We start from the raw sequence: 22,879 nt of genomic DNA on the forward strand, positions 1-22,879 counted from the left end.
GTCAGCAAAGAAGGTAATCGTTAGCTTGACGCTCAGGCTTCAGGCAGTCTCGAACGTGCCGCCCGCACTCTCCACGGGCCTCGGCTCACCGCGTCCGCTGGAAGACACCAGCAGCTTGAGCCGCCCTTCAAGCACCCTGAATTCGAACGGCGTAGCCATCTTGCTCACCTCGCCGTCGGCCGCCACCTTCAGGCGCTTGCGGCCATAGAACGACGGCGTGCGCACCGTCATGCTCTTGAACGCGAAGGCGATGACGTCGTCGCCCGCGCCGAGCTTGCCAAAAGCGCCGCGGATCAAGAGGCCCAGCAGCCCGAGCTTGCCCATCGGCTTGGGCGCCAGCGCCACCAGCTGACCTTCTTCCACCGCCTCGGTCAGGCCTTCCATCCCGACCTGCTCCATCTGCAGGCGATTATTACCCACGAACAAAGTTGTGGTGCGTAGGTGTTTTTGCTTGCCGTCGAGTTCGAGCGTAATGCGCAGGTGGCGGTGTGGACGCAGCGCCATCTTGATCGCCGACAGGAAGGCGACGAGGCGGCTGCGGCCATATTCGCGCTTGTCGTGTTCGCGCGCCTCGAGCAGCGCCGGATACAAGCCCACACTGGCATTGACCAGAAAGATCTTGTTGTTGAGCATGCCGATCTGCACCGGCCTCACCTCGGCGCGCAGCATCGCGTACACCGCCTCGGCCAGGTCTTCCGGAATGCCGTGGGTGCGGCCAAAGTAATTGAAGGTTCCCTGCGGCAGCACGCCGAACAGGCAGCCGGCCAGCACCGCCTGGTGCGCCACCGTGTTGATGGTGCCGTCGCCGCCGGCCGCGACCAGTACGCCGCCGTCAGCAAGGGCCTTGGCGGCCATTTCGCGCGCGATGTTTTCCAGTCTCTCTGGATCTTCGACCACTTCCAGGTGGCAGACCCGGCCCGACTGGTCGATGACCTCGCGGATCGTCGAGATGCGCTCCTCGGTCTCGGAATGCCCGGAACCGGCATTCAAGACAATGTAGAAATGGGCGTCTGGCGGCAACTCATTGGATGGCATCGGTGTCGTTTCGGTCAGCAGGCGTTGGAGATGCGCCATCGTACCATCGTCAATACCCGCACAAGGTGCGCTACTCAACCATCCAGATCGGCCAGGTAGACGTCCACCTCGGGCTGGCCGGGAGCCAGGCTGGCGCGGCGTTCCAGGCGCAGTCCCAGGCGCTGCAGGAGCGCGATCGAGGCCGCATTGCCGGGAGAGACGATCGCCGCCAGGCGCCGGATGCCCAGCCGCACTGCGAGACCCACCACCGCCTGCCCCGCCTCGAAGGCATAGCCGCATCCGCGGTACGCGGGCAGGAAGGCATAGCCGATGTCCACGTGCTCCAGGGTGTCGCGCTTGACCAGCCCGGACAGGCCGATCGGCGCGCCATCCGCCAGCCGCTCGACCAGGTACAGCGAATGGCCGTATTTCTCCTGCATCGCGATCGGCCCCTCGACCAGGCCGCGGCGCGCGGCGTCGACGGTGCGCAGCTTGCGGTCGCCGATGTGCTCGATGAAGGCGGGGTCGTTGGCCAGCGCCAGGTAGAACGGGGCGTCGTCCTCGGTGACGAGGCGCAGGCGCAGGCGGTCGGTGGTGAGGATCTCGGTCATGGCCGGGATCATATCGCGCTTAGCTAAGTTCTACTACTCGTCCGCGGTCGGCCAGTGGTCGGGGTCCTGCAGCAGCTGGTACATCACATAGGCGTCGACATAGCCCAGCCGCTTATGGCGGAAAGCCTTGGGCAGGGTGCCGACGATGGAAAAGCCCAGTTTCTTCCACAGCCCGATGGCGGCGGCATTGGTGCTGACCACGTGGTTGAACTGCATCGCCAGGAAGCCCAGGCTGCGCGCCTCGTTCAGGCTGTGTTCACCCATCTGGCGGCCGATGCCCGCGCCTTGCGCCGACGGGCTGACCATATACGAGGCGTTGGCCACGTGGTGGCCGCGTCCGACCTGGTTCGGCACCAGCCGGTACATGCCCAGCACCCGCCCCGCCGCGCTCACGGCGACGAAGCTGCTCACACCCTGGCCCAGCCAGTAATGATGGCCGGCCTCGCGCGAGGTGGCGGTGGTGAAGACGTAGCTTTCACCGGCCACCACGTGGGCGCAAAAAATGGTCCAGATCGCCTCGAAGTCGGCTTCGACGGCGGGACGGATTTCAATATCTCTCACAACGGTCAGTATGCAAATGCCAGAACCCGGCGGTCAGTTATTTTGCCTGAAAACTCACAAATAATCACGGAGCCCCCGGATTTTCGGGCTTGTTGCCCTGGAGCATCCGGAAGTCGACGCCATCGGGCCTTCCGTCGAGATACAGGCGGCTGGCGGCGGCCGGCGCCTCGGCCACCACCCGGCCGCGCCGCAGCACGAGCCGGCGCGCCGCGCGCAGGCGGATCGCCTCGACCGGAGAACCGGCGTCCAGGATCACCAGGTCGGCATGGCAGCCCGGCGCCAGTCCATAGCCCTCGAGGCCGAGGATGCGCGCCGGCGTCGCGGTGATCGCGTCGAAGCAGGCCTCTATCGCCTCCAGCCCCGTCATCTGCGCCACGTGCAGGCCCATATGCGCCACTTCGAGCATGTCGCCCGAGCCCATGCCGTACCAGGGATCGAGCACGCAGTCGTGGCCGAAGGCGACGTCGACGCCGGCCGCCATCAGCTCTGGCACGCGGGTCATGCCGCGCCGCTTGGGATAGGTGTCGTGGCGGCCCTGCAGGGTGATGTTGATCAGCGGGTTCGCGATCGCCGCCACGCCGCTTTCCGCGATCAGCGGCAATAGCTTGCTCACATAATAATTGTCCATCGAGTGCATCGAGGTCAGGTGCGAGCCGGCCACCCTGCCCTGCAGGCCGAGGCGCAGGGTCTCATGCGCCAGCGTCTCGATATGGCGCGACAGCGGATCGTCGCTCTCGTCGCAGTGCATGTCCACGCGCAAGCCGCGTTCGGCCGCGAATTCGCACAGCAGGCGCACCGACTCGGCGCCCTGCGCCATGGTGCGCTCGAAATGGGGGATGCCGCCGACCACGTCCACACCCATGTCGATCGCGCGCTTCAGGTTGTCGAAGGCGGTCGGGCTGCGCAGCAGGCCATCCTGCGGAAAAGCGACCAGTTGCAGGTCGAGATACGGCGCCACCCGGCGCTTGACTTCCAGCAGGGCTTCCACCGCCAGCAAGCGGTCGTCGCAGACGTCGACATGGCTGCGGATCGCCAGCAGGCCGCGCGCCACCGCCCAGTCGCAATAGCGCAGCGCGCGCTCGACCAGGGCGTCCTGGGTCAGCGTGGGCTTGAGCTCGCCCCACAGCGCAATACCTTCGAGCAAAGTGCCGCTGCAATTCACGCGCGGCAAGCCATAACTCAGCACCGCATCCATATGGAAATGGGCGTCGACGAAGGGCGTACTGACCAGGTCGCCGGCGGCATCGATTTCGCGCGCGCCCCTGGCCGCCAAGCGCGGCTCGAGGGCGGCGATGCGGCCGTCGGCGATGCCGATGTCGATGTCTCGCCGGCCGTCGGGCAGCGTCGCATTGCGAATCACGAGGTCCATATCAACTCCATCCTTGATTGGTCATTGTAGCAATTCAGGAACACGCTTCTTGAGCTAAATCAAACAATGCTGCGATGCAATATTACCCTTAGTAAATAAGCCACCTTTGTGCGTTGCAACACCCGCAAATCGTGGTTACACTGGTCGATATTGCAGCGCGCCATACTGACCGATAGGAAATCCAATGACTTCACTTCCCGAGCAATTGTCCGCAGCATCTACCAGGCAACTGAGCGCCCAGCTGGATGCGCAGTTCCGCTTCTTCAATACTTTCGCCACGCAGGCGCTGGACAACGCCAGCCGTCTCATGTCGCTCAACCTGTCGGCCTCGCGCGATTCGGTCGAGCGCTCCTCGCACACCCTGCGCCAGCTGATCGGGGCAACCCAGCCGCGCGACCTGCTGGTACTGCGCACCCACGCCGAAGAACAGGTACGCAGCCTGTTCAACTACGGCCGCGAACTGGCCAACATCACCGCCAATGCCCAGCCATACGGCTTACGCACGATCGCGCCCCAAGCAGCATCCCCTGCCGCCGTCGCGCCGGTCGTTCAGACAGCGCTGATTGCCGAGGCCGTGCAGGAAGCGCCGAAGGAGGCTGTCCAGGCTGCCGAAAAGGTCACCGAGAAAGCAGCTGAGCAGATCGAGCAGGCTGCCGAGCAGATACCCGAACCGGCAGCCGCGCCGGAGCCATTCGTAGTCGAGCAAGCCGAGCCGATTGCGACGGCGGCAGAGGTGCAGGCGACTGTCCTCGAAGAGCCTGTTCCCGTGTCCGAGCAGAAGCCGATCGCCAAGGCCGTCGGCAAAGGCGCCTCGAAAGCGGCCGCGGTGCCGCAACCGCTTGCGGCCCCGGTCGAAGACAAGGATTCGGCCACCGTCACCCGCATCGGCACGTCGTCGAAGCGCCGCAAATAGGATGGCGAAATAGCGCAGCGAAATGCGCCGGATAGGCAAAACGACTACACTAGCGGGCTCTGGCCCGCTTTTTTTTCGGGCGCATTTCCAAGGATTTCGAATGAGTTTGTCCAGGCTGATCGGCGGCTTCGTGCGCCGACATTGGCAATCCTATGCCTCGTCGGCCGCGATGCTGGTCGGCGTCGCGATCTGCACCGTCCTTATCCCGCGCAAGGTCGGCGCCATGGTCGACGCCCTCGCCGCCAACCGCCTCGGCCAGCACGACCTGCTGCTCGGGATCGCCGAACTGGTCGCGCTGGGCGTGGCGATCTACGTGCTGCGGGTCTGCTGGCGCATCCGGCTGTATTCGGCCGCCTACAACCTGGGCGTCGAGCTGCGTACCCGCCTGTACGCGCGCCTGGCGGCGCAAGGCCCGGCCTTCTACCAGCGCCAGCGCACCGGCGACCTGATGGCGCTGGCCACCAACGACATCGACGCCATCGAGATGGCGGCCGGCGAAGCCTTGCTGGCAGCCTTCGACGGCACGCTGACCCTGGTGATGGTGCTGGGGATCATGATGCTGGGCGTCGACTGGCGCCTGACCCTGGTCGCGCTGCTGCCGTTCCCGCTGATGGGGCTCGCGTTCTGGTACATCTCGACCCATATCCACACCGCCGAAGGCGATGCGCTCAAGCGCTTCTCGGCCCTCAACGACCACGTGCAAGAGTCGCTGTCCGGCGTGCGCACCCTGCGCGCCCTGGGCCTCGAAGGGCGCAGCGCGAACCAGTTCGGCGAGCTGGCCGGCAATGCCGCGCAAGCCAGCCTGACGGCGCAGAAATGGGAAGCCGCCTACGAGCCGGCGGTCGGCCTCACGCTCACCGCCGCCACCGGCCTCACGCTCGGCCTGGGCGGCTACCTGGTGTGGCAGAACGAGCTCACCGTGGGCGCCCTGACCAGCTTCACGATGTACCTGGGCCAGCTGATCTGGCCGATGTTTGCGGCCGGCTGGGTGTTGACCCTGATCGAACGCGGCCGCGCCGGCCTGGCGCGCCTGCAACCGCTGCTCGACGCCCCGCTCTCGGTCGAGGACACCGGCACGGTCGAACAGGTCGGCCAGGGCCCGCTGGTGCTGGACAAGGTCACCTTCGCCTATGGCGGCCAGGGCAATCTGCAGCCGCCGGCGCTCGATGGCGTGTCGCTGCGGCTCGAGCCGGGCCAGACCCTGGGCCTGGTCGGCCCGACCGGTTCCGGCAAGTCGACCCTGCTGCGGGTGCTGCTGCGCCAGGCCACGCCGCAGTCCGGCCGCGCCGAATGGGCCGGCCAGGCGTTGGACGCCTATCGCCTGTCGGCCTTGCGCAGCGCGACCAGCTGGGTGCCGCAAGAATCCTTTTTGTTCTCGGCCACGATCGCCGAGAACATCGCGCTGGCCCGTCCCGGCGCCTCGCGCGCCGAGGTGATCGCGGCGGCGCAGATGGCCGACATCCACGACGACATCCTGCGCTTCCCACACGGCTACGACACCCCGGTCGGCGAAAAAGGCATTACGCTGTCGGGCGGCCAGCGCCAGCGGGTCGCGATCGCGCGCTCGCTGCTGGCCGAGAGCCGCCTGCTGCTGCTGGACGACGCCCTGTCGGCGGTCGATACCGGCACCGAGACCCGCATCCTGGAGCACCTGGCCGAGCTGCGCCAGGCGCAGCCAGGACGCGCCGCCATCATCGCCAGCCACCGTCTGTCGGCGGTGGTCGCGGCCGACCACATCGTCGTGCTCAAGGCCGGCCGCGTGGTCGAAGCGGGCACCCACGATCAACTGCTCGCGCTGGATGGCTGGTATGCCAGCCAGTGGCGCTACCAACAACTGGAGGCCAGCCTCGATGCCATCTGACGCAAGCCCAGACAAGTCCGTGGAACGCGGCGAACTGCGCAACCAGGCGAAGCTCGCCACGCGCCTGCTGCGCCGCGCCGCCGCGCCCGAAAAACGCCACCTGGCCGTCGCCACGCTGTGGCTGATCCTGGCCGCGGCCTTCGAAGTCCTGGGCCCGCTGCTGGGCAAGGCCCTGATCGACGACCACCTGCTGCCGCGCAACCTCGACTGGACGCAAATGACCTTGCTGCTGGGCGGCCTGGTCGTCACCGGCTGGATCTCGAGCTGGGTGCGCTACCTGCAGCTGATCCGCCTGTCGGGCCTGGCGATGCGCTCGGTGCAGCGCTTGCGCGAATGGGTCTATGGCCACGTGCTGCGGCTGCCGATGGCCTTCTTCGACCGCGCCATCACCGGCCAGCTGGTCAGCCGCGTGACCAACGACACCGAGGCGGTCAAGACCCTGTACATCCAGGTGCTGTACGTCATGCTCGACAATTCGATCGTCCTGATCGGCACCATGATCGCGATGGCCTGGCTCGACTGGCGCCTGATGCTGATCGTGCTGACGCTGGTGCCGGCGGTGGTGGGCATCGTCTGGCTCTACCAGCGCCTGTCGGCGCCGGCGGTGACGCGGGCGCGCGCGCTGCGCAGCGACATCAATGCCCAGATGGCCGAGTCGATCGGCGGCATGAGCGTGCTACAAGCCAGCAATGCCGAAGTGCGTTTCGGCGAGCGCTTCCTGGGCACCAACCGCAACCACTACACGGCGCGCGTGGCCGAGCTGCGCGCCAACGCCTTCCTGCTGCGGCCCGCGCTCGACCTGCTCAACGTCGCCCTGCTGGCGCTGGTGATCTTCGCCTTCGGCCAGCGCGAAGTCGGCGCGGTCGAGGTGGGCGTGCTGTACGCTTTTGTGAGCTATATCGCGCGCGTGGTGGAACCCCTCATCCAGATCACGATGCAGTTCAGCGGCCTGCAACAGGCGGTGGTGGCGGCGGCGCGCGTGAACACGCTGCTCGACGAAGCGGGCGCGCCGGAACACGATCCCAAGCGCGCCCACGACGACAGCGTCTTCTCGTCGACTGCGCCGGCGGTGCGGGTGCGTAATGTGGAATTCGCCTACGTGGCGGGCCAGCCGGTGCTGCACGACCTGTCGCTCGACGTGCCGCAAGGCGCCTTCTTCGGCATCGTGGGTCATACCGGCAGCGGCAAGTCGACCCTGCTGTCGCTGCTGCTGCGCTACTACGTAGCCGACAAGGGAAGCATCGAGATCGGCGGCCTGCCGCTGGCCGGCATCGGCAATGAGCGCTTCCGCAACGAAGTCGGCCTGGTGCCGCAAGACCCGTTCATCCTGGCCGCCACTGCGCGTGAAAACATCGACATGGGCCGCGGCCTTTCCTTCGCCCGCCTGCAGGCGGCGGCGCGCGCGGCCCACGCCCACGACTTCATCGAAGCGCTGGAAGACGGCTACGAGACCCAGTTGGGCGAAGGCGGCTCGCGCCTGTCGTCCGGCCAGAAGCAGCTGATCGCGATCGCGCGTGCGCTGGCGGGCGAGCCGCGGATCCTGCTGCTGGACGAGGCGACTTCGCGCATCGACAGCGCCACCGAGCAAATCGTGCAGGAAGCGCTGGAAGAGTTGCGCGGCAAGGTGACCATCATCGCCATCGCGCACCGCCTGTCGACCATCCGCGAAGCCGACCGCATCATCGTGCTCAACCACGGCAAGATCACGGAAGCCGGGCCGCACGAGGAGCTGATGCGGATCGAGGGCGGCTTGTATCAGCGGCTGTATCTGTTGCAGCAGATCGCAGTCTAGATTCGACTCCAGTTGAAACAACCGGCCGGCGCACCGCTGCCGCTCACCAGCAGCGCGCCGTGCCGGTACAGATCCCAGCGGCGTGATTCCGGCACCGCCATCACCACCACGCCCATGGCGCGGTCGCTCCATACGAGCCGACCGTCGACCGCGTCGAGCGCCGCGAACACTTCGCGCGGGCCGGCGCCGGGGTGGAATACGACGGTGGTCAGGTCTTGCCCCGGCGGCGGCATCAGCGCCCAGGCGCCGGCGCCGGCCGTGCCGGCCGCCAGCAGGGCCAGCGCCGCGGTCGCCTTGGTCACATTTTGCATCCCACCGCCGCCGCCGCCCTGGCGGCGCAGCCAGCGCCAGCCCAGCACCAACGGCACAATGCCGAACACGGCCAACCACAGCACATCCCAGGCCAGCGGGTTCGGGCTGTCGATGCGGATGCGGTGGATGCCGAGCAGCCAGTGCGACAGCAGCGCGTCGACCGTGTGCCAGACCCCAAAACCCACCAGCATTGCGCCCGCCAGCGGCCGGCCCCAATCGACTCCGCGGCGCCGCTGCGCGCGCCACAGCCCGACCAGGCCGGCCAGGGCGATCACGTACATCAGCAGGTGGAAGTAACCATCCCATAGCACCTGCAGGCGCAGGTCGTCGATGCCGGGCACCAGGCTCAGGAGATGGTGCCACTGCAGGATCTGATGCAGCAGGATACCGTCGAAAAAACCGCCCAGCGCGAAGCCCAGCGTCGCGCCCCACCTGGCCCAGGGTGACTTCCACATCGCGTTCTCCTCGTCGCCAATCGTGGCCCCCAGTATAGGAGCCGGCGCGGATCGGGATCGCACCGTTGTCGCCACAATGTGGTACGTGATTTTTGCTATCGGTTACTTCCAATAGGCGATATTTTGTTGTCGCACTAAACACGCGGTTCCAGCAATTTTTCCTGGATTGACAGGCTTCCCGGGGCAATCGCCTTGCGCCACGGGGACGCCCCCGATTTGGCTGTGTCATTTTTGTGACAATTAAAGAGAAAGTGAAATTTCTACTTTGCAACAGCCATATAATGGCCCAAACAACTTCCGCCGGACCACCCCGGCGCGACGAGAAACGGCATGTTCGCTGTCCTGCATTGCGCATTCGCGCGCTCCCGCTTCCACGCGCTGGCCCTGGCATTGTGCGTGGCGGCGCCCGTGGCGTTCGCCAGCGGCGTCCTGCCGCTGGAGCAGCGCATTGCAGAGATCCGCGAACTCAATCGCTTTGTGCCCGAGCGCGCACTGCCGAAGCTGGAGGCGCTCGAAGCGGAAGCCCGTAACGCGCCACTGGCGCAACGCATCGAGTTCCTGAACCAGCTTGCCATGGCGCGCCACGGCCTCGGCCACCATGGGCAGTCCTTCACGCTCGCCAACGAGCTGATCGCACTGGGCCGTGAGTATGATCATGCCGGCGCGCTGGCCAAGGGCTTCCTGATGCAAGGGTATTCGGCCTTTGCCCAACATCGTCCGAGTGAAGCGCACCGCCTGGTCTGGGAAGCGGAAAAGCTGGCCAACACCACCGACGACATCGACCTGCGCGTACGCGCCGCGATTTCGTCGGGCGAATCGCATGCAGAGGAAGGCAATCTGCCGAGCGCCCTCGAGCGCCTGCAGTCGGCGGCCGCACTGGCGCGCAAACAGGGCGAGCCGGTGCACGTGGTCATGGCGCTCAATTCGCTGGTGCGCCTGTATGCCCAGATGCGCGAGCCCGAAAAGGGTTTCGTCCTGCTGGACGAGGCGCTGGCTGCCGCCGAAAAAGCCAGGTCGCCCGGCCGCATGGCCACCATCAGGAACGCCGAGTATGGGCTGGCGATCGATACCGGCCAGCGCGAACGTGCGCTGCGCGCGCTGCAGGAAGGACTGGCGCTGGAACGCTCGATCGGCGCCACCAAGCGGGTCGCGGTGTCGCTGATCAACCTGTCGGATTTCTATCTCAAGACCGGCGCCTACAAGCAAGCGGCGGGCTACGCCGAGCAGGCGGTGGCGGCGGCGCGTCCGCTGAACGACCGCAAACTCGATGCGACCGCGCACCTGAACCTGGGCCAGGCCTATCTGGGCACCGGCCGCCTGGCCGACGGCAAGCGCCAGATCGAACTGGGCATGGCAGGCTACGAGGAAATCGGCGACAAGCCGGAACTGCAGAACGCCCTGGTCGAGTACGGCCTCGCGCTCGAGCGCGTCGGCGACCTGCCCGGCGCGCTGCAGGCCTACCACCGCGAGCGCAAGATCTCGAACGAGCTGTTCGAACGGCGCCGCCAGCAGGCGATGCTCGACCTGCAGGAAAAGTACGAAGGCGACAAGAAGCAGCGCCAGATCGAGCTGCTGCGCAGCGAGAACCTGATCAAATCGACCGAGATCGACAACCGCCGCCTGCAGCAGCGCGTGTGGTGGCTGCTGGTCGCGGTGTTCGCGCTGACGGCAACCGTGGTGGGCCTGTTGTACCGCAAGGTGCGCCACGCGAACGCCCAGCTGCACGAAAAGAACCGTGAACTCAAGCAGCAGAGCGTGCGCGATCCGCTGACGGGGTTGTATAACCGTCGTCACTTTCTGGAATACATGCGCGCGCTGCCGGCGGCGGAACAGCAGGACAACGGCGGCGCCTTGTTCCTGCTCGACGTCGACCACTTCAAGAACATCAACGACACCTATGGCCACGCGGCCGGCGACGCGGTGCTGACCACGATCGCGGCGCGCCTGTGCGAGATCCTGCGCGAGACCGACATGATCGTGCGCTGGGGCGGCGAGGAATTCCTGGCCTACCTGCCGACGGCGCCGGCCGGCAAGGCCGGCCTGGACGAGGTGGCCGGGCGCATCCTGGCCGGCGTCGGCGCGACCGTCGTCGACCATGGCGGCACGGCCCTCTCCGTCAACGTCTCGATCGGCTATGCACCCTTCCCGCTGTCGGTCGGCAAGCAGAACCTGGCGTGGGAGCGGGTGGTAAACCTGGTGGACATGGCGCTGTACCTGGCCAAGTCGCATGGGCGCAACCGGGCGTATGGGGTACGCGGCTTCGCCGACGACAGGCTGGCCAGCATCGATGCGATCGAGCAGAACCTGGAGCATGCGTGGCGCGCGGGGCAGGTCGAGTTGTCGGTCGTGATGGGAGAGCGGGAGCCGTTGAAGGCGGCGAACGGTTGAACCGGCGCCGTTGTGGCAGTCGATGGTCGCTCGGCCGGACTGGCACACGCTCTCGTTGCGCGGCTGGGGGCTGAGCAGCCAATCGATGTCGATATCGAAAAATGGCATCGCAGGCGCAGCCAGTCGGCGAAGTATCGTCAACTGGCCATCCTCATGGTCATCTGGATTAACCGTCCAGAATCGTCCATCCTTGTAGCCGCACCGTCCTTCTTCCTGCCAGTAGATTGGCCGGCCGCGAAGGCGTCAACCTGCGCGGCCGGCGAGCGAGGGAAAGCTCAGAAGCCGTACTGCAGGCCCACCGACACGACGTCAGCCTTGGCGCCAACGTCCTTTTTCTTGCCATAACGCTCGTATTCGCCAACCAGCGCCACGTTCGGCGCCAGCGCATACTGCAAGCCCAGCGCAGCGTAGGCGCCGGTGTCGCGATTGGTCCGGTTGGCGCTCATGAAGCTGGTCTTGGTTTCGTTATACGAAGCGCCCAGCTTTGCGTAGGCCGACAGGTCGGTGCTCACCGGCATCGTGTATTTTCCGGCGATATAAGTGCGCGAGCTCTTTACCTGGGCATCCGGGAATTGAGGCGCTGCGGTAGCCCTGAAGTCTTCCTTGCCAAAGCGGGAATGGCCAACTTCCACCGCCCAGTTCTGGTCGATGTTGTAGCCGCCGAAGATCTTGCCACCGGCCTGCCAGTCATCCGTCGTCTGGTTCTTGGCGCCGGATACGGCGGCGCCGATATAGGGGCGCCCCGTGCCGCCCTCGGAAACGACGGTTTGGGCTTGTGCGGAACCGATGGCGGCCACGGCGGCTGCGAGCGTAATGAACAGTTTTTTCATGATGTCCTCTATCTGGTCTGGTTCGCAATTCCTCATTGAATTGCGTATTGGAAAGGTAGCACCAATGGCAAGCCAAGCTGAACCGTTGATACGTAAGCGGTTGTAACCGCGGGATCCCCGGCCGTCGGCCTGCCAGCCGCCGAGGGCGACTAGCAGGCACGATGCACGCCATTCGCCGCAAGATCAGGCCCAATGCGATATATGTACGGCGTTACCTCTGGATACAACTTGGTCGCGACCTTGCGATCAATGCCCGTGCTGGCCTCCCGCCACCGCCGGCACGACGAATTCCACCGCCTTGCTGGCGACGACCATGTGCGTGGGATCGGCCAGTTCGACCAGCACCTTGTGCGGGCCTGGGGGCAGGCCCACCAGGATGATCGGCTCGTTGCTGGCGTCGGCCCAATGCCATGGCGTGCCGTCCACCGTCACGTGCAGGTGGCCGATGCGCGGCGACACGTCGAGCGCGCCCTTGTTATATACCGGCACGATGCGGATGTTCTCGGTGCGGTAGCCGATGAAGACCTGGCCTTTCGCCAGCGGTCCCGGCAGCGGCTGGTCGACGATCAATCTGGGAGCCGCCTCGTTCTCGATCGCCACCACGGCGATCGGACTAGCGCCGCCGACATCGCCCTGGGCGAAGACCGGCAGGGACAGGGTGGCCGCGAGGCCGAGAATCAGGGTAGACAATAGTCGCATGATGTTCTCTCTCAGACGAGGTTGATCTGGACGTCGATATTGCCGCGCGTCGCCTTCGAATACGGGCAGGTCTGGTGCGCGCTGTCGACCAGCGCACGCGCCGTGTCCTGCTCCAGGCCGGGCAGGTGCACGTTCAGGCGCGCCTGCAGGAAGTAGGCGCCACGGCCATTGCACAGGTCCACCTCGGCATCGACCGCCAGCCCGGCCGGCAGCTTCACGCCCAGCTTGCCCGCCGCGAGCCCGATCGCGCCGATGAAGCAGGCCGACCAGCCGGCCGCGAACAGCTGCTCCGGATTGGTGCCCGCGCCTGTCGAACCGGGAGAGGACAGCTGGATGTCCAGGCGGCCATCCGTGCTGCGGGCCGCGCCATCGCGTCCGCCCGAGGTGGTGTGGGTCTTGCCGGTGTAAAGCACGTTTGCATTGGTGTTCATGGTCGATCTCCTCAAATCCATTTGGCGACGTCGAGGATGGCCTGGGCGAAGTCCCGGGGCGCTTCCTGCGGCAGGTTGTGGCCGACACCCTTGGCGAGGTGGCGGTGTTCGTACTTCTTCAAGAATTTTTTGGCGTAGTTCTTCGGGTCCGGATGCGGCGCTCCGTTGGCTTCGCCCTCCATCGTGATGGTGGGCACCGCGACGTCCGGGAATGCCGCCAGGCGCCGCTCGAGGTCTTCGTACTGCGGCTCGCTCGGCGCCAGGCCCAGGCGCCAGCGGTAGTTGCTGATCGAGATGGCGACGTGGTCCGGGTTGTCGAGCGACCTGGCCGAGCGGGCGAAGGTCGCGTCGTCGAACTTCCACTCGGGCGACGCCAGCTCCCAGATCAGGCGCGCGAAGGCGTGCGTGTTTTCGCGATAACCGAGCTCGCCGCGCGGGGTGGCGAAGTAGTACTGGTACCACCATTGCAGCTCGGCCTTCGGCGCTAGCGGCTTGATATTGCCTTCCTGGCTGCCGATCAGGTAGCCGCTGACCGAGACCAGCGCATTGAAACGCTGCGGCCACAGTGCGGCCAGGGTGGTCGCGATGCGGGCGCCCCAGTCGAAACCGGCGACGATGGCGCGCTCGATCTTCAGTGCGTCAAGGAAGGCCACGGCGTCGGCCGTGAAGCTGGCCTGCTGGCCGTTGCGCGGCGTGTCCGGCGACAGGAAGCGCGTGCTGCCATAGCCGCGCAGGTGCGGCACGATCACGCGGTAGCCGGCCGCGGTCAGGATCGGCACCACGTCGATGAAGGCGTGGATGTCGTAGGGCCAGCCGTGGAACAGCACGATCGGCGTGCCGGTGCGCGGGCCGGCATCGACATACCCGACGTCGAGCACGCCGGCGCGGATCTGGCGGATGTCGGTGAAGGTGTTGCTGGCCGGGGAAATCCCGCTTCCGGCGCTTGGCCTGGCGCCGGCAGGCGCCGCCTGCGCGGCGCCCATCAGGCTGGCCTGGACGGCGACGAGGCCCAGCGCAGCGGTATTCAGGAAGCCCCTGCGTTTCAGGTTGGTGGTGTCGTTCATGGCGTTCTCCCGGATTACAGCGACATGCCGCCGTCGATGGTCAGGCTGGCGCCCGTCATATAGCCCGAATCCGGGCCGGTCAGGTAAGCCACCAGGCCGCCGATCTCGGCCGGCTGGCCGACGCGCTTCACCGGGATCAGGGGCGTGATCATCTCGAGCATGTCGGCCGTCATGTCGGTCGCGATCGGGCCGGGCTGGATGTTGTTGATGGTGATGCCGCGCGGCGCCAGGTCGACCGCCAGGCCCTTGACCATTACCGCCACCGCGCCCTTGGTCATGGCGTACACGCTGGAACCCGGATGGCTGCTGCGTTCGGCCACATTGCTGCCGATGGTGACGATGCGGCCGCCCTCTCCCATATGCGGCAGGGCCGCCTGGATCGCCAGGTAGACACCGCGCACGTTCACGTCGAGCATGCGGTCGAGGTTGTCGATGCTGAACTCGGCCACGTCGGCGACGTGCAGGATGCCGGCGGCGACGACGACGATGTCGATGCGACCGAAGCGCGCCACGGCCTGGCGCACGGCCGACTGCAGGTCGGCGGCGTTGCCGCTGTCGGCCTGGGTCGCCAGGGCATCGCGGCCCTGGGCCTCGATGGCGGCGACCACCTCGTTGGCCTTGGCGGCGGCCGCGGCATAGGTCAGGGCGACGTTGGTGCCTTCCTGCGCCAGGCGCAGGGCAATGCCGGCGCCGATGCCGCGCGAGCCGCCGAAGACGAGTGCGATTTTGTGTTGTGCGGTGCTGGTGTTCATGGTGGTTCTCCTTCGTGGGTTGAAAAAGTGATGGCTTACGCCGCTTCGGCCAGCAGGGCCTGGATTTTGGCTTCGGTCTCCTGGTAGGCGCCTTCGCCGAAGTGCGTGTAGACGATGCGTCCGCGCTTGTCGATCAGGTAGACCGCCGGCCAATACTGGTTCGAATAGGCCTCCCAAGTGGCGTAGCGGTTGTCCTGGGCGACCGCGTACGGGATGCCGAAGCGCTTGATCGCGGACTGCACGTTCGAGGTCGAGCGCTCGAACGGATACTCGGGGGTATGCACGCCGACCACGACCAGGCCTTGGGTTCGGTACTTCTCGTGCCAGCGCTTCACATGGGGCAGCGTGCGGATGCAGTTGATGCAGGTGTAGGTCCAGAAGTCGACCAGCACGACCTTGCCGCGCAGGCCCTGCATGCTGAGGGGCTGCGAATTGAGCCACTTGTCGATGCCCGTGAATTCAGGTGCGGTCTGGACCTTGGCGATCGGCGCGCCATGGGACGAGGCGGCGTTGAAGAAGGTGGCGCCGGCGAGCAGCAGGGTGAACAGGCGTTTCATGATGATTCCTTTCAGAGCGAGATGAAGTTGGCGAGGTGGGCGTACAGCAGGACGTCGTACTGGAAATAGATGGCGGCGGCGGTGGCCAGGATCAGCGCGCCGAACAGCTGTTGCAGGCGGTCGGCGTGGCGCGCCACGGCGCGGATCCGGGTGCGGACGAATTGGCCGCCGTAGGCGATGACGAGCATCGGGATGCCGGCGCCGATGGCGTACAGCAGCAGCAGGCCGGCCGAGCGGCCGATATCCTGGGCCTGGGCCACCAGCACCAGGATCGAGGCCAGCACCGGCCCGGCGCAGGGCGTCCAGACCGCGCCCAGCGACATGCCGAGCAACAGGCCACCGAGATTGCCGGCGCGGGCCTCGCCTCCGGCGGGCATCGCACGGCTCACCAGGGCGCTCAGGTGGTTCATTAACCACGCATACGGCGCCTTCCACAGCATCGCCACGCCCAGCACGGCCAGGATGGCCAGGCCCGCGTAGCGCAGCGTTTCGTGGGCCAGCACGACGTGCTGCGAGGCGCTGGCCAGCAGCATGCCGAGCGCGGCGAAGGCAATGACGAAGCCGGCCACGATGAACAGCGGACGTGTATTACGTTGTCCCTCCGCCCGGTCTTGCAGGGTGCCGCCCAGGACGATGGGCAGGATGGGGAGCACGCAGGGCGAGGCGATGGTCAGCACGCCGCCGAGCAGGGCAAGTGGTGCGTCGATGAGAGTTGGCATGGTACGGTCCTCCTGTTGGGATGACCGTATTGGACCGCCGTGGCGTATCCGGGATGTGTCCGGAACGGGGGTTCTTGCAATGTACTGTACCCGGCCCGGGCCCAGATACACTGGCATACAAAAGTGGGCGGCGGTTGAGATATAAAGGCAGCACTGCTACTCTTGAAACAGACTCCCTGCCAGGTGCCGACCATGGAACATACCGACCATATCCTGATCGTCGACGACGACCTCGAGATCCGCGAACTGCTCGCCAGCTACCTGGAAAAACAGGGCATGCGTGCTTCCACCGCCGCCAACGGCCGCCAGATGCGCGCGCTGATGGAACAGCACCAGTTCGACCTGGTGATCCTGGACCTGATGCTGCCGGGCGAAGACGGCCTGACCCTGTGCCGCGACCTGCGCGCCGGCAAATGGCGTGCCTTGCCGATCCTGATGCTGACCGCGCGCGACGAAGAGACCGACCGCGTGGTGGGCCTCGAGATGGGCGCCGACGACTACCTGACAAAACCGTTCGCCGTGCGCGAGCTGTTCGCCCGCATCCGCTCGGTGCTGCGCCGCGCGCGCATGCTGCCGCCGAACTTCGAGGTCAAGGAGCCGGGCCAGTTCCTGGCGTTCGGCGACTGGCGGCTCGACACCGTCGGCCGCCACCTGCTCGATGCCGAGGGCACGATGGTGGCCCTGAGCGGCGCCGAATACCGCCTGTTGCGGGTGTTCCTGGATCATCCGCAGCGTGTGCTGTCGCGCGACCAGCTGCTGAACCTGACCCAGGGCCGCGACGCCGACCTGTTCGACCGCTCGATCGACCTGCTGGTCAGCCGCCTGCGCCAGCGCCTGCGGGACGATGCGCGCGAGCCGCGCTACCTCAAGACCCTGCGCAGCGAAGGCTATGTGTTTTCGTGCGCGGTCGAGGTGGCGGACGGTCCGGCATGAACACTAACTTTCTGCGCTGGCCGCGCACCCTGTTCGTGCGCCTGGTACTGATCCTGTCGCTCGGCCTGGCGCTGGCGCATGCGCTGTCCTATGTCCTGATCATGAGCGAGCGGCGCGAAGCCACGGTGGGCCTGATGCTCGGCTACCTGGAGCAGGACGTCGCCAGTTCGGTCGCCCTGCTCGACCGCCTCCCGGCGGCCGAACGCGCCGCCTGGCTGCCGCGCCTGGAGCGCCGCACCTACAGCTTTTCGCTTGGCCCCGGCGACCTGGGCCACCTGCCCGACACCGCGCATGCGCGCCGCATCGCCGAGGCCTTCATGGATGCCATCGGCAAGCAGTACCAGGTCACCGCGCGGGCGGTGCCGGGCCATCCGAACCGGGTGCAGGCGACCGTGATCCTGGCCGACGGCACGCCGCTGACGATCGACATGCGGCCCGCCGGCCTGCCGGTATCGAACTGGCTGCCCGCCGTGCTGCTCGGACAGTTGATCCTGCTGGCGGCCTTCACCTGGGCCGGCGTGCGGCTGGCGACCCGTTCCCTGGCCCGGCTGGCCGATGCCGCCGACAGTCTCGGACCCGATCTAAAATCCGAGCCGCTGCCCGAATCCGGCCCCCACGAAGTTTCGCGCGCGGCGCGCGCCTTCAATGCGATGCAGGCGCGCATCGCCGGCTACATGAGCGAGCGCACCCAGATATTGGCCGCGATCTCGCACGACCTGCAGACGCCGATCACCCGCATGCGCATGCGCGCCGATATGCTGGAAGACGCGGTCCAGCGCGACAAGATGAACCGCGACCTGCGCGAGATGGAGGCGCTGGTCAAGGACGGCGTGGCCTATGCGCGCACCCTGCACGGTACGCTGGAAGCGCCGTGCCGCATCGATGCCGATGCGATGCTGTGCAGCCTGGTCGGCGACTACCAGGATGCGGGGCGCGCCGTGACCCTGAGCGGCAAGTCCGGCACTTCCATGGCGACCCGTCCCCATGCACTCAAGCGCATCCTTGGCAACTTGGTCGACAATGGCCTCAAGTATGGGGGCGAGGTCGAAGTCAGTGTCGGGCGAAGTACCGGGCAGGCTGCAGCCGGCGAGCTCGCGATCCTGGTGCGCGATTTCGGCCCCGGCATTCCCGCGGAAGAGCTGGAGAAGGTGTTCGAACCGTTCTACCGCCTGGAAGCGTCGCGCAACCGCGATACCGGCGGCACCGGGCTCGGCCTGGCGATCGCGCGCCAACTGGCGGCGACGCTGGACGGCACGCTGGTACTGGCGAACCATCCCGAAGGCGGGCTGGAAGCCAGGCTGGTAATCCGCGACCTGGCCTAGGCGAGCGGCACGGCCAGCCGCACCTTGGTGCCTCTGCCTGCGCCGCTGTCGACCGTCAGCTGCCCGCCGATCTGGGCCGCGCGCTCGCGCATCCCCACCAGACCCCAGTGCCCATCGCGCCTGCCGGCCTGCAGCACCGCCTGCGCGATGCCGCGGCCGTCATCGGCCACCTCCAGCGCCAGCCGGCGCCTGCCATATGTCAGGCGCACGTCGATGCGCGTGGCGCCGGCGTGGCGGAAGGCATTGCGCATCGCCTCGCGCGCGATCTCGGCGACTTCCTCGGCCAGCGCGGGCGCCAGCCGCACGGCGCTGCCGTCGACCTCGAAGCCGGCCACGATGCCGGGATGGTCTTCCTGCAGCCGGCGCAGCGCGTCGTCGATGACGCAGTCCAGGGTGATGTTGTCGCTCATGCGCAGTTCCTGCAAGCGGTCGCGGCCCTCGGCGATGGCCTGGTCGGCTTCGTCCAGCACGTGTTCGAGCCTGGTGCGGGCCCGGTCGCCATCGGGCATGGCGCGCACCACCGTATCCAGGCGCAGGGCCAGCGCCTCGACCGTCTGCAGGAAGGAATCGTGCAGGGTGCGGGCGATGCGTTCGCGCTCGGCGGTGCGCATCCGCAGGCGCTCGGCCATCCGCCGCGTCAGATGGCGCACGCGGTAGCGGTACAGAGAATAGCCCAGCGCCAGCGCCGCCAGCGCGCACGCGATCTGGAACGGACGGCTTTCGAACAGGGTCGGCGCGATCTCCAGCTCGAGGGCCGCGGTATTGGCGCTGGCCACGCCATCCTCGTTGTGCGCGCGCACCTGGAAGCGGTAGGCACCCGGCGCCACATTGGTGTACCGGGCAGCGCGCCGGTTGCCGGCATCCTGCCAGTCACGGTCGACGCCGTCCAGGCGGTACTGGAACCGCAGCCCTTCCGGACGGCGCAGCCCGAGCGCGGTGAACTCGATGCCGAACTCGTTCGATCCCGCCGGCAGGGACAGCGTCCCGGCAGCGGCAACGGCCACGCCGCCGGCCTCCGCGCCAAGGATCGCGACCCGCGGCGCGTGCCCGTTGCGCGACGATGGCGTGTTGTCGATGCTGACCACGCCGCCATCTGTCACCAGCCAGATACGCCCTCCTCCATCGGCCACCGCGGTGGGCATGCGGATCTCGGTCATCGCCTTGCCGGTGTAGCCGTCCTGCACGCCGAACAGCCGGTAGCGCAGCGGCAGGCCGGGGTCGGCCATGCTGCGCCGCCAATCCTGCGCGCGCACGTGCACTGCGCCACCCGCACCATTGAGCCAGCGGTCTCCCTCGGGCGTGACGTACATGCCGGTGACGTTGCGCAGCGCGTCCGGATCCGGGGCGAGCAAGAGCTGGATTCGGCCGTCCTTGAGCACGCCCATGCCGCGCGCGCCGCTGATCGTGATGTCGCCTTCGGCGAAGATGCGTGACGCCATGCCGACCGCGGACGCATCGTACACCTGCCTGACGCCGTCATCGTAGAACACCAGCTCACCGTCGGCCAGGCCCAGCCACTGCTGGCCCGGTTTGGCGCCAGCCGTCGAGACGCCGATCTTGGGTGGCAGCGGAAAGGCGCTGCGCGGCAGCCACTTGCCATCGACCAGCCCCATCAGGCCGGTCGGGGCGGAGAATATCCACAACACCTTGCCGTCATGACCCAGGCCGGCAAGGCGCAACGCGGCCGGCTTGCCATCCGGTCCCGGTGGGAACGGTATCCGTTCGACCGCGCCGCGATAGCGCACCTCGATGCCATGCGTACCGGCCAGCATCAGCGCGCCCCGGTGGTCGTTGGCAACCATGAGCGCATGCTGCCCGCGCTCGACCTGCGGCGCGCGGCCGGGCGCGATGCGCCACAAGGCGCCATTGCTGCGGTCAGCGGCCCAGACCACGCCATCGGTGTCACGCGCCAGGGTGAAGTAGTAGCCTGCCCCCGACAGGAGCGAGCGATGTACCCGGCGCTCGCGGAAGCGATCCAGGCCATGCTGGGTCGCGATCCAGACATTGCCTTCAAGGTCTTCAAGGATGTATTCAGGATCGTCGCCCGACAAAGGCGGGGAAGCGACGACATCGCCCTCGCCCTGTGCAGCGTCGAAGGCGGTATCCGGCAGCATGCCGGCGCCATAGCGCAGGCGCAGTTCACGGCCGGCGCCGAGCGACCACAGCGTGCCATCCCGGTCGAACAGCGCCGCTGGTCGTGCTTCGGTGCGATTGAACCCTTCCGGTGGCGGCAGCACGCGGCCATCCGGCGCACCGGGCAGCAACGACATCCTGCCCCCGTTGGCCAGCCACAGGCGGCCGTCGGGCGACATCGCGAAGAACCCGCCATGCATGGCAACGCGCACGAAGCGACCACGCTGGCGGTCCGGGCGCCAGGCGCCTTCCCGGTCCGACACCCACATCTGGCCATACTGGTCGACCAGCATATTGTGTACTCCGCCCACCTCCGGCACGCCGTCGAACGGGACCGGCTGCCAGCGCTGGCCGTCGAAGCGGTGCACGCCACTCTCCGCGCCGGCCCAGATGCTGCCGTCGACATCGATCGTCGTGGACAGGATCAGGCCGAGCGGCTGCTCGGCGTCGGGCAAGTCTTCCAGGCGGCCGTCCGGATGCAGTATCGACATGCCCGTGCTGGCATAGGTGATCGTCAGCCTGCCGTCGCGCTCCGCGCCCAGCGCGAGGATGCGGTCGCGGGTCAGCATGCCGCGCCGCGGCAGTTCCACGCGCGTAAAACGCACGCCGTCGAAGCGGTACAAGCCATCATAGGTACCGAGCCATAGCCAGCCATCGGACGTCTGCGCCATCGACATGATCCGTGACGGCGCGCCATCGAGCACGGTCCAGCTGGTGTGATGGGTATTGGCCAGGCCGACCTCACGGTCCAGCGCCCAGGCCGGCAGGCCGGATGACAACAGGCACAGGACCCAGAAGCTGTTCAACAGGAGTGACGGCAAGGAGAGGCGGGACATGGCTGCTGGATGACTCCTACTTGTGGTAGCAGAATTTAATACCAGAAATATACCCTATGCGTGGATATGCAGGGCAAGTATTGAACGACAACTTCGCGACATCGCCTCGCTACGATGCCGGCTCGTTCACCACCTGGAGTTCACCATGTTCCGCCTTCGTACCGTCCTTTCCTGCGCCTGCCTGGCCCTCACTGCGGCCAGCGCATCGGCAGCGCCGCCAGCCAATGCCGGCCCTGCACTGGCGCCCCTCGCGCAGGCCCATACCTTCGCCCAGGTACGCCAGGGAGAACAGGTCCACACCCTGCTGGCATTGACGCTGGGCGCCGGCAATCTCACCGCCATCGACCTGAGCGCGGCCAGCGGCCTGTATAGCCCGGACGCCTTCGACGTCATCAAGCGCTTCGACGCCGCCGCCCTCGACGGCCTGGCGCGGCAGGCGCGAGGAACCGTCAGCCATCCACTCGAGCGCCTGCTCGGCGTGGGACCGCGCGGCCTGGCCCATATCGCCGCCGGCACCAACTACCCGGCGCACGGCGAAGAGGTCGGCATGCACGAGGCCTTCCTGTTTCCCAAGCTGTCCGCGGCCGGCGGCCCGCGCGCCACCGTCGTCGCCGCCCCCGGCGCCCTGCTGGACTACGAGGTGGAAGTCTGCGCGCGCTTCGACCGCGAACTGCGCTCGGCCGCCGATTTCGACGCCGCCCGCAAGGGCTTCTTCCTGTGCGGCGACTTCTCGGACCGCGCCACGCTGGTGCGCAATATCGATCTGCGCAATCCAGCCTCGGGCGACGGCTTCGCGGACGCAAAGAGCGGGCCGGACCGCTTCCCCGCCGGCGCCCTGCTGGTGGTGCCGCGCGACTGGAAGGCTTTCCTGCAGGGCGTCACCATCGCGACCCACCTCGACGGCCGGCAGCGCCAGCAAGCGAATGCCGGCGACATGATCAAGGACTTGCGCGCGATCGTGGACGAGACATTGGGCGAGGCCGACACGCGCACCTGGTCGTATGCGGGCGGCCGCATCCCGATGGTCGCACGAAAGGCGATCGGCACCGAGAGCGCGGTGCTGACCGGCACCGGCGACGGCGTGGTGTTCCAGGAGCCCGAGCCGGCCGTGATCAAGGCGGTGATGGGCGCAAAGGACCGCGCCGCGCAACTGGTGCAGGTCGAGCGCTACCTGGCCGGCGAGGCCGCCAAACGCATCTATCTGCAACCCGGCAACCGGGTGCATCATTCCAGCAACTACCTCGGCTGGATCGACGCGACGGTCGTCGCGGCCGGCGCGCCGACCAGGTAAGCCACCGTGCCAACGACATTTCATCGACACGCCTGC

Annotated in this window: 20 protein-coding genes and 1 pseudogene; 7 read left to right on the forward strand and 14 right to left on the reverse strand. The window is 67.1% G+C overall.

Annotated elements, in window-relative coordinates:
* Positions 1-39: 39 nt before the first annotated feature.
* The 4 genes from FVD38_RS17560 to FVD38_RS17575 all read right to left on the reverse strand — a co-directional run bounded on the left by FVD38_RS17560 (position 40) and on the right by FVD38_RS17575 (position 3,555).
* The gene (locus FVD38_RS17560; protein ID WP_229493766.1) at positions 40-1,074 is read right to left on the reverse strand and encodes a diacylglycerol/lipid kinase family protein; all 1,035 of its coding nucleotides are present in this window, start codon (positions 1,072-1,074) and stop codon (positions 40-42) included.
* A 35-nt stretch (positions 1,075-1,109) separates the two neighbouring features.
* Complete coding sequence (locus FVD38_RS17565) at positions 1,110-1,625, reverse strand: GNAT family N-acetyltransferase (RefSeq protein ID WP_229493768.1); 516 nt, start codon at positions 1,623-1,625, stop codon at positions 1,110-1,112.
* A 33-nt stretch (positions 1,626-1,658) separates the two neighbouring features.
* Complete coding sequence (locus FVD38_RS17570; RefSeq protein WP_147936014.1) at positions 1,659-2,186, reverse strand: GNAT family N-acetyltransferase; 528 nt, start codon at positions 2,184-2,186, stop codon at positions 1,659-1,661.
* Positions 2,187-2,250: 64 nt separating this feature from the next.
* On the reverse strand, positions 2,251-3,555 hold the full coding sequence (locus tag FVD38_RS17575; protein ID WP_147936015.1) for an amidohydrolase family protein: 1,305 nt from the start codon (positions 3,553-3,555) through the stop codon (positions 2,251-2,253).
* 184 nt (positions 3,556-3,739) lie between these two features.
* Here FVD38_RS17575 and FVD38_RS17580 point away from each other — a divergent pair, with 184 nt between their 5' ends.
* The 3 genes from FVD38_RS17580 (at position 3,740) to FVD38_RS17590 (ending at position 8,121) form a co-directional block, all read left to right on the forward strand.
* A complete protein-coding gene (locus tag FVD38_RS17580; protein WP_147936016.1) occupies positions 3,740-4,468 on the forward strand; it encodes a phasin family protein in 729 nt (242 codons plus the stop codon).
* 100 nt (positions 4,469-4,568) lie between these two features.
* Entirely contained in the window at positions 4,569-6,329 is a 1,761-nt protein-coding gene (locus FVD38_RS17585) for an ABC transporter ATP-binding protein (protein ID WP_147936017.1), read from the forward strand.
* Positions 6,319-8,121, forward strand: coding sequence for an ABC transporter ATP-binding protein (locus FVD38_RS17590; RefSeq protein WP_147936018.1), 1,803 nt, complete (start codon positions 6,319-6,321; stop codon positions 8,119-8,121). Before FVD38_RS17585 ends, FVD38_RS17590 begins: the two co-directional genes overlap by 11 nt.
* On the opposite strand, the gene FVD38_RS17595 is transcribed toward FVD38_RS17590, so the two are convergent.
* Complete coding sequence (locus FVD38_RS17595; protein WP_147936019.1) at positions 8,118-8,888, reverse strand: DUF2243 domain-containing protein; 771 nt, start codon at positions 8,886-8,888, stop codon at positions 8,118-8,120. The genes FVD38_RS17590 and FVD38_RS17595 overlap by 4 nt on opposite strands.
* 330 nt (positions 8,889-9,218) lie before the next feature.
* Between FVD38_RS17595 and FVD38_RS17600 the strand changes: the two genes are divergently transcribed.
* Positions 9,219-11,276 carry a diguanylate cyclase domain-containing protein gene (locus FVD38_RS17600; RefSeq protein ID WP_147936020.1) on the forward strand — a complete coding sequence of 686 codons (2,058 nt, stop codon included), beginning with the start codon at positions 9,219-9,221 and terminating at the stop codon, positions 11,274-11,276.
* Positions 11,277-11,435: 159 nt separating this feature from the next.
* On the opposite strand, the pseudogene FVD38_RS27235 reads toward FVD38_RS17600, so the two are convergent.
* The 8 genes and pseudogenes from FVD38_RS27235 to FVD38_RS17635 form a co-directional block, all read right to left on the reverse strand.
* Positions 11,436-11,501 (reverse strand): annotated as a pseudogene (locus FVD38_RS27235) (GAD-like domain-containing protein); the annotation flags it as partial.
* Between the two features lie 50 nt (positions 11,502-11,551).
* Complete coding sequence (locus FVD38_RS17605) at positions 11,552-12,106, reverse strand: porin family protein (protein ID WP_187271633.1); 555 nt, start codon at positions 12,104-12,106, stop codon at positions 11,552-11,554.
* Between the two features lie 246 nt (positions 12,107-12,352).
* Entirely contained in the window at positions 12,353-12,805 is a 453-nt protein-coding gene (locus FVD38_RS17610; RefSeq protein ID WP_222706944.1) for a DUF6130 family protein, read from the reverse strand.
* Between the two features lie 11 nt (positions 12,806-12,816).
* Positions 12,817-13,236, reverse strand: a complete 420-nt coding sequence (locus tag FVD38_RS17615) for an organic hydroperoxide resistance protein (protein ID WP_147936022.1) — start codon at positions 13,234-13,236, stop codon at positions 12,817-12,819.
* Positions 13,237-13,247: 11 nt separating this feature from the next.
* Positions 13,248-14,300, reverse strand: coding sequence for an alpha/beta fold hydrolase (locus FVD38_RS17620; protein ID WP_147936023.1), 1,053 nt, complete (start codon positions 14,298-14,300; stop codon positions 13,248-13,250).
* 14 nt (positions 14,301-14,314) lie between these two features.
* Positions 14,315-15,052 (reverse strand): SDR family oxidoreductase, encoded by a 738-nt coding sequence (locus FVD38_RS17625; RefSeq protein WP_147936024.1) that lies wholly within the window; start codon positions 15,050-15,052, stop codon positions 14,315-14,317.
* Positions 15,053-15,087: 35 nt separating this feature from the next.
* Entirely contained in the window at positions 15,088-15,609 is a 522-nt protein-coding gene (locus FVD38_RS17630) for a thioredoxin family protein (protein ID WP_147936025.1), read from the reverse strand.
* An 11-nt stretch (positions 15,610-15,620) separates the two neighbouring features.
* Positions 15,621-16,328 carry a cytochrome c biogenesis CcdA family protein gene (locus FVD38_RS17635; RefSeq protein WP_147936026.1) on the reverse strand — a complete coding sequence of 236 codons (708 nt, stop codon included), beginning with the start codon at positions 16,326-16,328 and terminating at the stop codon, positions 15,621-15,623.
* A gap of 192 nt (positions 16,329-16,520) precedes the next feature.
* Between FVD38_RS17635 and FVD38_RS17640 the strand changes: the two genes are divergently transcribed.
* Entirely contained in the window at positions 16,521-17,261 is a 741-nt protein-coding gene (locus FVD38_RS17640) for a response regulator (RefSeq protein WP_147936027.1), read from the forward strand.
* Positions 17,258-18,583, forward strand: a complete 1,326-nt coding sequence (locus tag FVD38_RS17645; RefSeq protein WP_147936028.1) for an ATP-binding protein — start codon at positions 17,258-17,260, stop codon at positions 18,581-18,583. The genes FVD38_RS17640 and FVD38_RS17645 overlap by 4 nt, the downstream gene beginning before the upstream one ends.
* Here FVD38_RS17645 and FVD38_RS17650 read toward each other — a convergent pair.
* Positions 18,580-21,552: a sensor histidine kinase gene (locus FVD38_RS17650; protein WP_147936029.1), complete on the reverse strand. Its 2,973-nt coding sequence runs from the start codon at positions 21,550-21,552 to the stop codon at positions 18,580-18,582. The genes FVD38_RS17645 and FVD38_RS17650 overlap by 4 nt on opposite strands.
* Before the next feature lie 145 nt (positions 21,553-21,697).
* Between FVD38_RS17650 and FVD38_RS17655 the strand changes: the two genes are divergently transcribed.
* On the forward strand, positions 21,698-22,843 hold the full coding sequence (locus FVD38_RS17655) for a fumarylacetoacetate hydrolase family protein (RefSeq protein ID WP_147936030.1): 1,146 nt from the start codon (positions 21,698-21,700) through the stop codon (positions 22,841-22,843).
* Positions 22,844-22,879: the final 36 nt, after the last annotated feature.

It is taken from the genome of Massilia arenae (assembly GCF_008014745.1).
GTDB lineage: Bacteria > Pseudomonadota > Gammaproteobacteria > Burkholderiales > Burkholderiaceae_D > Telluria > Telluria arenae.